The 13,112-nt window shown below is 44.6% G+C and carries 9 protein-coding genes and 1 pseudogene; 2 read left to right on the forward strand and 8 right to left on the reverse strand.

Annotation, left to right across the window (positions count from 1 at the left end; translation table 11 throughout):
• Positions 1–31: 31 nt before the first annotated feature.
• Positions 32–2,683, reverse strand: a complete 2,652-nt coding sequence (locus tag H6F77_RS07715) for an MGH1-like glycoside hydrolase domain-containing protein (protein WP_190486957.1) — start codon at positions 2,681–2,683, stop codon at positions 32–34.
• A gap of 272 nt (positions 2,684–2,955) precedes the next feature.
• Positions 2,956–4,824 carry a mechanosensitive ion channel gene (locus H6F77_RS07720; RefSeq protein WP_190486959.1) on the reverse strand — a complete coding sequence of 623 codons (1,869 nt, stop codon included), beginning with the start codon at positions 4,822–4,824 and terminating at the stop codon, positions 2,956–2,958.
• 266 nt (positions 4,825–5,090) lie between these two features.
• Here H6F77_RS07720 and H6F77_RS07725 point away from each other — a divergent pair, with 266 nt between their 5' ends.
• Positions 5,091–5,549 (forward strand): SRPBCC family protein, encoded by a 459-nt coding sequence (locus H6F77_RS07725; protein ID WP_190486961.1) that lies wholly within the window; start codon positions 5,091–5,093, stop codon positions 5,547–5,549.
• A gap of 63 nt (positions 5,550–5,612) precedes the next feature.
• Here the strand turns inward: H6F77_RS07725 and H6F77_RS07730 are convergent, their stop codons facing one another.
• The 6 genes from H6F77_RS07730 to H6F77_RS07755 all read right to left on the reverse strand — a co-directional run bounded on the left by H6F77_RS07730 (position 5,613) and on the right by H6F77_RS07755 (position 12,539).
• The gene (locus H6F77_RS07730; RefSeq protein ID WP_190486963.1) at positions 5,613–6,440 is read right to left on the reverse strand and encodes a SirB1 family protein; all 828 of its coding nucleotides are present in this window, start codon (positions 6,438–6,440) and stop codon (positions 5,613–5,615) included.
• A 411-nt stretch (positions 6,441–6,851) separates the two neighbouring features.
• Positions 6,852–8,465, reverse strand: a complete 1,614-nt coding sequence (locus H6F77_RS07735; RefSeq protein ID WP_190486964.1) for an FAD-dependent oxidoreductase — start codon at positions 8,463–8,465, stop codon at positions 6,852–6,854.
• A gap of 213 nt (positions 8,466–8,678) precedes the next feature.
• The gene (locus H6F77_RS07740; protein WP_190486966.1) at positions 8,679–9,770 is read right to left on the reverse strand and encodes an ATP-binding protein; all 1,092 of its coding nucleotides are present in this window, start codon (positions 9,768–9,770) and stop codon (positions 8,679–8,681) included.
• Between the two features lie 141 nt (positions 9,771–9,911).
• The gene (locus tag H6F77_RS07745; RefSeq protein WP_190486968.1) at positions 9,912–11,084 is read right to left on the reverse strand and encodes a beta-ketoacyl-ACP synthase; all 1,173 of its coding nucleotides are present in this window, start codon (positions 11,082–11,084) and stop codon (positions 9,912–9,914) included.
• A gap of 50 nt (positions 11,085–11,134) precedes the next feature.
• Positions 11,135–11,887: a peptidylprolyl isomerase gene (locus H6F77_RS07750; protein ID WP_190486969.1), complete on the reverse strand. Its 753-nt coding sequence runs from the start codon at positions 11,885–11,887 to the stop codon at positions 11,135–11,137.
• 73 nt (positions 11,888–11,960) lie between these two features.
• Positions 11,961–12,539 carry a photosystem I assembly protein Ycf4 gene (locus H6F77_RS07755; protein ID WP_190486971.1) on the reverse strand — a complete coding sequence of 193 codons (579 nt, stop codon included), beginning with the start codon at positions 12,537–12,539 and terminating at the stop codon, positions 11,961–11,963.
• Positions 12,540–12,990: 451 nt separating this feature from the next.
• Between H6F77_RS07755 and H6F77_RS07760 the strand changes: the two are divergent.
• Positions 12,991–13,112: pseudogene (locus H6F77_RS07760) on the forward strand (photosystem II D2 protein (photosystem q(a) protein)); the annotation flags it as partial.

The raw sequence follows: 13,112 nt of genomic DNA on the forward strand, positions 1-13,112 counted from the left end.
GCCGATTAAACACTATCGCTAAATGTCATTGTTAACCCCAGTCTGCGCCACATATGTGAATCATTTCTGCCACTAAACCCGTCCATCCAGTTTGATGGCTGGCACCAAGACCTGCCCCATTGTCGCCATGAAAGTATTCATAGAAAAGAATCAAATTGCGCCAATTAGGGTCGGTTTGGAATTTTTCAATTCCGCCATACACAGGACGATTTCCAGCGGCATCTTTTAGAAAAATCCGCACTAGCCTTTGAGATAATTCAGTTGCAACTTCTGCCAAAGTCATTTCTTGACCAGAACCAGTAGGACACTCGATTTTAAAATCATCTCCCAGGTAATGGTGAAACTTCCTTAAAGACTCAATGATTAGATAATTTACCGGGAACCAAACTGGCCCGCGCCAGTTGGAATTTCCACCAAAAAGATTGTTGCTAGATTCTGCTGGATCGTAATCTACGCGAAATTCACACCCATTTATATGAAAAATATAAGGATGGGTGGCATGAAATTTGGAAAGCGCACGAATCCCATAATCTCCCAAAAACTCCGTTTCATCCAGCAATTTTTGCAGAATTCGCTTGAGTTTACCGCGATAGACAATTGCCAGGAGTCTTATAGCACCGATACCGGGAGTTTCCATACAAGCAACATTTTGTTTCAAGTCTGGACGATTGCTAATAAACCATTCCATCCGTTTTTTAAAGCCTGGAAGCTGGTTTAAAGTTTCCGGTTCAAGTGTCTCAACGGCGAAAAGCGGAATCAGCCCAACCATCGAACGAACTTTCAACTTTAAATTTTGCTTGTCGGGTAGATGCAGAACATCATAATAAAAGCCATCTTCTTCATCCCATAATTCGGCGTTGGTTTGGCCAATGTGGTTCATGGCGTCAGCTATATAAAGAAAATGCTCGAAAAATTTGCTGGCGATATCTTCGTAAGCTGAATTAGACTTGGCTAATTCGAGCGCGATCGCTAGCATATTTAGAGAATACATTCCCATCCAACTTGTACCATCGGACTGATCTATATATCCGCCAGTTGGCAGCTGAGAACTTCTATCGAAAACTCCAATATTATCTAATCCTAAGAATCCACCTTGGAATACATTTTTGCCTGCTACATCTTTACGATTCACCCACCAAGTAAAATTAAGCAATAACTTCTGAAACACCCGTTCCAAAAAATGTCTATCTGCGCGTCCATACATTTTTTGCTCAATGTTATAGACACGCCATGCAGCCCAAGCATAAACTGGCGGGTTAACATCGCTAAAATCCCACTCATACGCCGGAATCTGCCCGTTGGGGTGCATATACCACTCCCTCGTTAATACATCCAGTTGCTTTTTAGCAAAATCTGGATCGACCATTGCTAGAGGGATAGTATGAAAAGCTAAATCCCAAGCAGCAAACCAAGGATATTCCCATTTATCTGGCATCGAGAGAATATCATCATTGTAGAGATGAATCCAATCGTGATTTCTCCCGTTTCTGCGTTCATTCGGTGGCGGTGGAGCAGCGGGATCGCCTTTCAACCACTCTTCTACAACATAATGATAAAATTGCTTGCTCCACAACATTCCTGCCATAGCTTGTCGCTGTATGTTACGCATATCTTCTGATAGCGATAATGGAGCAAGGCGTTGATAAAATTCATCGGCTTCCTGCTTGCGACTTTTAAAAATATTATTAAAATCCAAGCCAAATGGTTGCAATAAATCCGGTAATTCATTCAGGCGTAGTTGAATTGTTTTAGTTTCAACTGCACCAATAGTTAGCAAATAATTGGCTGCAAATTTAGTCCCTTTCTTATTGCGGTTTATAGCATCTTTCCGACCGCCTACAAGATAATCGTTAATACCATCTTTAACATACGCAGAATTATTGCTGACGCCAAATACCCTTGCTTCATTGGTTTCGTTTTCTGTAAACAAAAGTTCCGGGGAACCGTCACAATACAGCCATCTTTTTCCCAATGTTGAATGTTCAGTTTCTATAATGCTAAATTCAGCTTCGGCTTTGCTGGCTTTCAGTAATGGCTTCTCGTTGCTGGGATTCCACGACCAAGTGTTGCGAAACCAAAGAGTAGGTAAAAGATGTAATGTTTTCTCTTCAGTTGCCCGATTAGTGGCAGTAATTTTAATGAGAATATCATCGGGAGAATTTTTTGCATACTCTATAAAAACATCAAAGTAGCAATTGCCATCAAAAACTCCCGTATCAAGCAGTTCAAACTCTGGCTGTTGACGGCTTCTAGATTTATTTTCTTCAACCAGTTGGGAATAAGGAAAAGCTCGGTGGGGATATTTATATAAACATTTCATGTAGGAATGGGTAGGAGTGCTGTCTAAATAGAAGTAGTATTCTTTGACATCTTCCCCATGATTGCCTTCAGTTCCGCTTAACCCAAAAAGTCGTTCTTTCAAAATTGGATCTTCGCCATTCCAGAGGGCGATCGCAAAACACAATCGCTGATGGTTATCAGAAATTCCGGCAATTCCATCTTCACCCCAGCGATAGGCGCGGGAGCGGGCTTGTTCGTGTGTAAAATAATCCCACGCAGATCCGCTGTGGCTGTAATCTTCTCGCACGGTTCCCCACTGCCGTTCGCTCAAATATGGCCCCCAACGCCTCCAATGAGCTTGTTTATTTCGTGCTTCTTCTAGCCTTTTTTCTTCTGGGGTCATGTTTTTATCCTGCTAGGTAGTAGGTAAGCAAGTAAGCAAGTCAAAAGCATTATCCTTGCCAGACACTTAACGTTGAATATACGAAAGATTTCTATTCACACTAATATGATAGTTGGCTAAACACTTTGTTCAGAAAATATGACCATATTTTTAGAAAAAACTCATAATCTACGCACCTAATAAAAAACCGGATTTCTTTTAGATACCCGGTTGCTGTGTGTGTTTTGTTGGATTAATAAGGTGAGCAGGACTCACCCTATGGAAATTATCTACTAAGACGGATTGCTATCTTTGAATGATGACAACCATTCACGGACTTGCTGTGCGGCAATATCCCGACCGCCTAAACCGAAGGCGAGGGCAATGGCAACAGCGATCGCTCCAAATAACAATCCAAACGCTAAATTAACTATGTCGCTGGCAATCCCCATCTGTTGCAGCGCCATTGCTGAAACGAGGGCAATTATTGCAATCCGCGCCGTCTGAGCCAGTATCCGCGATTGCTTCGTACCGCTACTAAGAATCAGGTTAAAGGCTAAGTTCGCCAGGTACAGACCAATGGCAAATACCACCAACCCACCTAAAATCCGACCGGATACCCCAACAATCCCGCTGACAATTGCGCTTAAAGCCGGAATCCTCAGCACGTCAGTTGCGGCGACTGTAGCAATCAACATAATGCCTACCAGAACTACAATACCCGCCAGTTCTGACGGAGTTCGAGTTGGAGTTGCTGTTGACTGAAGGGCGGTAGATTGTGCAGTTGGTAAACCATATTCTTCTGCTGTTGAACTGGTACGAGGTAAACCATATTCTGCTGCTGAACTGGTACGAGGTAAACCAAATTCTTCTGGTGTTGAACTGGTACGAGGTAAACCAAATTCTTCTCCTACTGAACTGGTACGAGGTGGGGGATCTGTAAAATCCTCTAGGTTCGCTTCATTAGCAGGAGGGGGAGGGGATACAGCCTGATTGCGGCTATAGGGTCGCGATTGCAATCCCATCCAGTAGAAAATGTTGTTGAAACCAACGCTCGTTAAGATGTTGGTTACTAGGTCTGAGACAAATTGACCCAAGAAGTAAGCGAGAGCCAGAATCAACGCCGCCGTAAAAATTTGCGGTATAGCATTGAGAATCTGGGTCAGCATCGAGACAGCGGGGGCAGAGATGGCGTCAATTTTGAGAGCTTGAAGCGCCGCGATCGCTGTCGGAATCAAAATTAACACGTAGACCGCTGTCCCCAGCAGCCAGGATAGCGTCTGTCCGCCCCTTGCAGGTGATATGCCGAATCTGGCACCAAGCCCATCGGTCCCCGTTGCTGCTAGCAGATTTGTTACAATCCGCCGCACCACTTGGGCAATAAACCAACCCGTAGCACCAATCAGCACCGCCCCGAAAATATTCGGCAGAACCGAGAGTATCTGATTGAGCAACTGCTGCACTGGTTGCAGCGTTCCCTGCAACTCCAGGGTACTCAATATCGACGGTAGGAACAGTAAGAAAATGAACCAGTAGAGCGCATTTCCGAGGGTGTCGCTGAGCGTAAACTGGTTTGTTGCAGGCGCTCCGTTTACTTGTTGACCCAAACGCTCATCCAAGCGAAACGTCCGCAACCCCCGCGTCAGCAGCAGCTTTGACAGGGTTGCTAGCACCCAAGCTATCCCTAACAAAATCCCTGCACTCACTAGGCGAGGCACGAACCTTGTTATTTGCTCTAATAAACTATTGAGGGGGCCGGAAACCGCTGTTAGCTGTATCGCTTGTAAAAATGCGACGATAGCAAACAGCATGATCAGCCAAAAAATGGCACCCGAAATCCATTTTTCTACCGCTGGTGCTTCAGAGCCTTGGCGTCCGGTAATCCAGGCTGCTATTCGATTATCGATGTTCGTGCGGTTCAGCAGGTTTTCTGTCAGACCTTGGACACCTTTAGCGACCAAGAAGCCGATTATTAGGGCACAAATCCCATATATGAGATTTAGCAGCGAAGTGCCAAAATACGAACCAAGTTGCGTGCCAAGTTGTGCCTTAATTGTGTCTAACGCCGGGAAGCCCGTTGTATTCTGGGCCAAGAGTGCTGGCGATGACCCGGATAATCCAGCATCAATTGTTTGTGCAATTCCTTGCCAAGTTCCATTCATGGCTTTGCTATGTTAACCTCAGATTCTATGGGTAAATATACTGACATTTATTGCCAGTACAGGAAATTCTTGATTTTCTGCCTAAAGCTTATTTAGCAAATCACCCACTTAGACACGATGAGATAGATATAGACCAACATTAGGAGTTTTGCATCTATCTTTATAGTGAATTAAGGCTTAAAAATCGGATATTTGCACAATTTTAAGGGTATGCCTCAACGAGGCTGTTTGTCCCCAGCAGTATAGTAATGCAGTTGTTGTTAAAGATGCCACGTTCTCGCGTATTTGAGCAATCAGTCCAAATTAATGCTAGTGCTACTGTCGTTGAACGCTGTATTACAGATAACGCCCTGATGCACCGCTGGTTAAATCCTGTGCTGCGTTGCGAACCAATAGGTGAGTGGCGCACAGATGTAGGGAGCGAAAGCCGCTTTGTTATTCAAATTCCCTTATTGCAGCCGACTCTCAAAAGTGTAGTTATTGAAAGGGAGCCGGGGTTGGTTGTTTGGGGGTTTGAAGGATTTTTCAAAGGGCGCGATCGCTGGGAGTGTCTGCCAGCCGACATCGGCACGCGCCTACTCAATCGCTTTGAGTTCGAGATCCCTAACCCTGTTGTTAACTGGGGATTCAACCTATTTGCCGTCGCCTGGACTCAAAAAGATATGAAAGCCCAACTCCGACGCCTCAAACGTGTGGCAGAGGAAATCAACCAAGGCTTTCGATAAATACAAGGGAGAATGAGAGTTTTAAGTTATGAGTTATCAATTCAAAACTCATAACTCTATTCCCTAAATATCCATATCCAAGTGGCTGAGCAACTGGCGAATTACAGTAGCATCTTCAGCAGTGGGAACTTTAGCTAAATAAGCCTCTAAGTCCTTACAGGCTTCAGTCCACCGTCCCAGTTGGTAGTAAAGAAGACCGCGATCGCGTAATTCCACTGCTGCTTCTGGAATCAGTAGCAAAATCCGTTCAACACACGCCAAGGCTTTTTGTAACTGCTGCCCGTTCATATAAATCATTTTCAGATTCGTCAGCATCCGCGCCAAAAAGCGCTTCGGACGCACGGGTTCTACAAACGTCGGCGGGATCGCCTTTATAGGTTGTTGATATATCTGAATTAGCCGATCGAGACAATCTTGCTCAAATAAAATTTCGCCGCGATTGAAAGCATCAACATAAATCCCCACTTGCTCAAATTCCGGGCGAATCAGGAAATGTCCTGGCATTCCTATGCCAACCATAGGGAAATCAAGCCTTCGGGCAATCTCTAGGTACAGAAGGGACAAAGCGATGGGGATGCCAGTGCGCCGATCGATGACATCATTTAAAAAGCTGTTGCGCGGATCGTAGTAATCGCTAGTGTTTCCAGTAAATCCCAGATCGTCGTATAGGTATTTGTTGATAGTCTGAATAATACGCAAGGGATACCGTTGCTCTGGCAAACGCTCTGCCACCTCAGCCGCCATAGTATCCAGGGCGTTGAGATACTCATCTGGATCGAGGTTGGGATATTCTTCCTGAGCAATATATAGTGCTGCCTTAGCCAGATCGATCTTGTCGTCAGATCTGTGTATCTCTTGGTATAAGTATTGACGCCCTAGAGGAAAGTCCATGTTGAGGAATTATCTGGCCTACTCTTCCCTATGCTAGCTTTATTCTGGCTAACATAGCTGAATATTTTCTTACCGTAACAAAGTCGAGAAGGCAAAGTGAAGGAGAAGGTATTTATTTTTTATATGCGTTCGGTAATTTGTTATAAAAAAGTGCGCGATCGCTTCTAAATTATCACCATAATTATTCGTTACTCAAGGTTGGTGTTTGTTAAATTGCGTGCCCTTGGAGTAATTTTCCTAATGAGGGTTTTGCTTGTGCGATTGCTAGTAATCTTGCGAATAAAACAACGGTATATTTTTAATTACTAAAAGGTAGCTTAAAGTAGAATATCCAGTACCGCAGTAGCATTTTTTAACCCTATAATTGAAATTAAAAACGTCCTGGCGATCATAATTTTATGAAATGCATTTTTAGTAATCGCCTCCAGAGCCATATCGCCAAGCATCAAACAAGCGATCGCAGTAATATTTTTGTAATGGGGGCAATGATTTTACTATAGGCTTGCTCAACTCCGCGGCTCGATATAAAGCGCTGTAGCCGCCCAAATTTATGTAATGCATCATCCAATCTACTAGGGTTGGTATTCCTACCTGTGGTATCACTGGCAATACTAATCCCGGCTTAGTAACTGCCGTCTTTAGCAGCGTTTGCGACAAACCGCCAAACTGCACCACATCTTGTAAAAACGGGCGGAGAACGTTGTCTCCCAGTTTTTCCATTCCTTCAAATACCCCACCTAGTAACTGGTTAATTTGATTAGGATCAATTTTCTGCTCAACACCCACGCTCATTGCCCGTTGAAACAGCCACGTCACGGCAATGTTTGGCTGATAAGGTTGTAGCAGCGCTAAAGCATTTTGCGAAAGGGCATCGTTTTCTAATGCTTCTTGAATTCCTTGTGTTAAACGCTTCAAGTGTCTTACCATAGCGCCAAATCCCCCAAAACTTACAGGAGATTGATTGCCGCTACTATCTCCTACTGGCAAAATACGATTAACTGGTATCCTGACTGGACTTTGCCGATAGGAAGGAAACAAGCCAAATAGCGCTCGTTGAAATTCCAGTTGATTAATATCAACTCCCTGATATTCTGGCAACAGGCGCAGATATTCCTCAAACAAAAATTCTAGACTGGGGCGGTTGGGATCTGCATCCATGTAAGTAAACAAGTAGGTTGTTCTGCCATCTCTTGCTGGAAAAGCCTCCCAAAAATATTGGCATTGATTTTGAATTGGGGTGAAAGAAACCAGCAAATCGCCAGCCTCGTTTTGGGGAAATCCTTTAGCACAACTGCCAACTACTAAGCACACTCCAGAAGGTTTTTCCCCCTGTCGCGCTTGTTGGCTAATGGGTGAAAAATGCCCCATCGCGTCTATCAACAACCGCGCCTTAAGGGATTTTAGATTTGAGATTTTGGATTTTGGATTATTAAGCTGCTCGTCAGTTTCAAGAATCTCTGAATTGTTAGGCAATCCAACATTGACTTGGACTCCATCTGGGTGAACAACGGCGCTTTCAAAGCTGGTATTTTCAAATAACTTGCCACCAGCGGCGAGGAATTTTGATTTTAAGGTATCGAGGAGAAATACTGGATCGACACCGATGTTTAGAATGTCTCGCACCCAGACTTCGGCTCCATTGAGAAAACTAACGCGAGCTGGGTTATATTGAGTTGCGATCGCTGTCTCTAGTTCTGATTCAGAAAGCAGTCCCAGTTCTAAGAATACCTCTAGTTCTTTCCGAGAGATATTCCATTCTTGATCTCTGCCTCGCAAAATCCCTCGCTCTATCAAGGCAACCTTAAAGCCAAGTTTAGCTAAGGCAGCGCCAATAAAAATTCCCAGCGTACCTCCGCAAATTACGATATCCCAGTCTATAGTTCCTAAAACTTCTGAGGATTCTTTGAATACTGTCGGCAGCGGTAAAGTGCCTTCTCGCAATGCTTTCCAGAAGTTATCAGCTTTACGGAGTCCTCCAAGCGTATCTCCGGGTAAACGCGAGAGAATTTGTTCGGTTAAATTCATGAAAGTTTATGTATGCGATCGCATCTATAGTTATACACTTGCGCTCCTATATCTGCTCATCGTGATATTTTTAAATAAGATAAGGCATCAAGTAATATAATTTACCATATTTTTCAACCCAAATATATCTTGTACAATCAAATACTCTAGCAAGCAAAAATAATAATGACGAAAAATCTACCAAAACAAAGCTTGCTGTAATTATTTGATATTTTATACTTTTAAAATGGGTAAAATAATGTGAAACGTTGTTCCTTCCGAACTGGAATGGAAAGATATTTGTCCGCCATGCGCGTCGATAATTGATTTAGCGATCGCCGTCCCCAATCCCGAACCGCCCTGCTTTCCATGCGTCACAAAAGGTTCAAATAAGCGATCGCGTATTTCTTCGGGTATACCTGGCCCGTTATCACAAATCTTGATTTCTGCTGTTTTCCTGTTCTCCCAAACGGCGATATTTATCCTGCCACCACGATTTTTTAAAGCCTCCACAGCGTTACCGACTAAATTTTGGAAAACACGCATCAGCTTGTTTTCATCTCCATTCACTATTACGTCTGCTGCCTCAAAGGCAAACTCTAAATGATAAGTTTTAAAATATACACTATTCAGCTTCTCAAAACGCTGTAATAATAAAGATAAATTAACAGGGTGTTTTTGCAACGTAGAGCTGCCCCGCCCAAATTCTAATAATTCCTCGGTCATCACCAACATCCGCTGAACCTGCGCTTGAATCAAATCGCACCATTCGGTTGTCTCTTCATCAGGATGCAGTTCTTTAACCATTGCACTTGCTAAATGGATGCCAGTGACAGGACTTTTAAAATCATGAATGATAGTGTTAACCATCTCTCCAACTAAGGCCATTTTTTCTTTGTGAACCATTTGGTTTACATATTGCGCCGTTGTCGAGCGCATATGTTCAATAACGTAACCAAACAGCTTTAGTACCGCGCTACCTCTCGTGTTATTCAAAATTTCCATTAAGAGGTCGCGCGGAATTTTGGCTAATGTTGCCTCTTTGCAGACAATGGCCTGTGCGCTGCGGGGCTGACCATCCAAAATCCCGAACTCCCCAAAAAAGTCGTTAGGTTTAGCTAAGGCTATAGTTTGATATTTTTCAAAACTGGTGCGCTTTCTAAACTCCACTTGACCCTCTAAAACTAGGTATAAATAATCTGGGATTTCGCCTTCTTCAAAAATTACTGTTTTATTGGGATAGTGTTCTAGAACAGCGAGACGACATAGTTCTAGAGCTTGCTCTGGTTCAAAAGAGGATATAAACCTGTGGGATTGCAGCTCCATAGGAGATTACCGGGAATTTTTACTGGGGTAAGATGCTTGATTTTATCGCAACTAGCATAGGTGGGGGGTAACACCCCTCTTGTTCTTTATAATTTTGTATGAATTGTGGTCTTGTATATGACGTTCTAGGGAAGGGCATCGCTATAGTGTTGTACCTTTGCCCACCGCTAATACTGCATTCTGGCCCCCAAATCCGAAGCTAAAACACAGCACATTCTGAATCTCAGCCGGACGCGCCGCAGTCACTAAATCCAACTCAAACTCTGGTTCTTTCAACCCCACACAAGGCGGTAAAGTTTGATGCTCCAAAGCCATCAGGCAGAAAGCTACTCCCAAGGCTCCAGATGCGCCTAGTGTATGACCCGTCGCTCCCTTAGTTGAACTGATGGGCACCCCTTGAGGAAACATCTGCTCAATCAGCTGTGCCTCAGTTCGGTCATTCAGGTTGGTAGCAGTTCCGTGAGCGTGGATATAATTTATTTCCTTTAGTGAAAGGCTGCTGCGTTTGAGACAGGAACTTACAGCCGCGATCGCGCTTTTAGCCCCGGGTTCCGGGGTGTTAGGGTGATAGGCGTCTGCTGTCAAGCCAGCACCCAGCACTTGACCGTAAACCCGTGCTGACCGCCGCAGAGCTAATTCAGCTGATTCCAGGACAAACACAGCTCCCCCCTCGCCCAGTACCAATCCTTCGCGGTGTCTGTCAAAAGGATAAGCGCCAGTTTGAGCTAAAGCGCCCATCTGGTTAAAGCCAGCCAGGGTTAGTGGTGTAATTGGTGCTTCGATTGCTCCAGCGATCGCCCTGTCGCATTGCCCAGTCTTGATTAGCTCATACCCTTGCGCGATCGCCCATATTCCAGTCGCACAGGCAGCCATTGGTGCTAATACCGTCCCAGTTGACCCGATTTGACGAGCAGCAGCGATCGCCCCCATATGTGGTAGGGTATCCAACCAAAATAGATCCCCCTGTGCCCCTTCCTTACTAAAGGCGGGCTGAGGGGGATAGTCTTGATATAATCGTCGGGCTAACTTCTCCCATGACGCCTGACAGCTGCGACTCGAACCAATTACCACCCCACAGTCGGGCAATGGTGGAACTAACCCAGCATCTTGTAGTGCAGCGGATACAACTAACTGAGTTAGCGATTTAAACTCAGCTGGTGCATTTCCAATCAAGGCTAGAGGTCGTGGTGCTATTTCTGCAAAAGGTTGATGCAGCCCTATGGCAGATTTACTAGATACCAGCCGTCGCCAGCTAGCTTCCAAACTCTTGCCCAAGGCTGAAACCAGACCAATGCCTGTAACAACAACATCCATTAGGGATTGGTATTCCTACCAACAATCCGTTGATATTTGACCAATGAATTTTACTTCCCTTTTTTGAGGTTGCCGATCCCCTGCGTTACCTTGATAGATTCAATGCGATCGCCCTGCTGAATCTTGTCCACCACATCCATCCCCTGAGTGACATAGCCAAAAACAGCATAGTCACCATCTAGAGACGAAAGATCGACTAAAGCAATGTAAAACTGCGACGAAGCCGAGTCTGGCAAAGACGAACGAGCCATAGCAACAGCACCGCGAGTATGGTTCAATTCGGGGACGCCAGAGATGCCTGCACTCTTGAATGTCTTGCTGTAAACAGGGGTTTGTGCTTTTTTAGGCTTGATTTCGAGGGGAATGTAACGCGGTTGATTTGTAGTTGGGTCAATAAAACTCCCCGTTCCCAACAGGTCTACAGGAAAGTTCGGGTCTTTACCTTGCGGGTCGCCACCCTGAACCACAAATTGGGGAACTACGCGGTGAAATACTAGCCCGTTATAAAAGCCTCGTTGGACTAAATCGATAAAATTGCCTGCTGTGACTGGGGCATTCGTTCCATCGACTTGAATCGTAATTGGCGATCCCTTGACTGTTATGACCACTGTAGCTTTACCTTCAAGCCTAGGTAAATCGCTAACTGAGGGACTTTTAACCGGGCTAGGAGGGACAGACGGAGTTTCTGTCGCTGCGGGCTTGTTAGAGTCCAAAGAAGCAGCCTGCTGGGTGTTGCAGCCTCCCAGCACCAAACCGCTAATGACTATGAGTAACAATAAACACCGCTGGATTACTATCTGCATTTTGAATTTACCTATTCGTATCCATAGCTACTGAATTTTCTCATGCAGATTGGTTCCAGCTCAAGTTATTGATTCATAGACCTTCAATCGGCACTTCCAAGAATCGCGCTAGTACCGCTGCTTGATTTTCTAGATCTGTTATGGCTATTGGTTGTCCAACGCGAGTTAGGGGGATATTCCGCCGTCCTTTAACACGCAGATATAGGGCACGGCGCGGATTGATTCCCTCTTTAACATCGACTCGAATTGCTTGGACGTCTTCTTTCTTGCAGGTTAATTCTATCTGGCGGTTTTTACCCCAAAATCCCAATCGGAAGATTTTTATCAATCCTGTTTCGCGATTAAACTCGTTGTAACCGCCTCCCACATTCAAAAGGATCACCAGCCACAGGTATAGTGCCAGTAGTATTCCGGCAACCCCATAAAATGTCATTGCAATTCCTTGAGGAATAAAGAGTAGCTGCGTAGGGTCGGCAAAGGGCAGGAGGTTGACCTTGAGGTAACTGGAAATACCTGCCAAAAGAAAGCCTGTAGCTCCGATAGAGACGATAATGGCGAAAAAGTAGCTACTGAAGCGGCGAGAGCCTAAAATTTCTTGACGGAGTACGGTGTTATCTGTGGATATTGCTGTGGATGTTGTCGGTGCAGCCATGAATTAAAGCTTAAATTAGTCTAAAGTTATTTAGGAAAGATTTCCAGAAAGGTAGGGTTTGTACGTTGGTAGCGATCGCGTAAGCACAAATACTACAAACGCACTAGCTCCGATCTAGATTATCTAGCTTTTCAAGTATCTATGGTATTGGGTTATTTATCTGATTTCCCAGGAATTTATGAGAGGGGAAGTGTCAAATTGTAAAATTTCTGATATTTTTTTATCATGTAAGTCAACTGAACGTGCAGACAGGTAGTGCCAAAAGTAGCCTGCAACCTGAAAAGGGGGCACAGGTGTCTAGAGTTGGCCTATGAGAGAATAAAGTTAGTTTGTCAATTGACATAATTAGCAAACTTCTCCAAGAATCGGTGGTTTATGCGCCGATGGTGTCAAAGGGAAATGTAAATTCCTCAAGTTCAGACGATTTACCGCAATAGTAAGAGGATTTGAAATGACCATTGCAGTTGGACGCGCAAGTGCGTCACGCGGTATATTTGACACCGTAGACGACTGGCTAAAGCGCGATCGCTTCGTATTCGTAGGCTGGTCGGGTATATTACTATTCCCCTGCGC

The organism is Microcoleus sp. FACHB-831 (assembly GCF_014695585.1).
Taxonomy (GTDB): Bacteria; Cyanobacteriota; Cyanobacteriia; order Cyanobacteriales; family FACHB-T130; genus FACHB-831.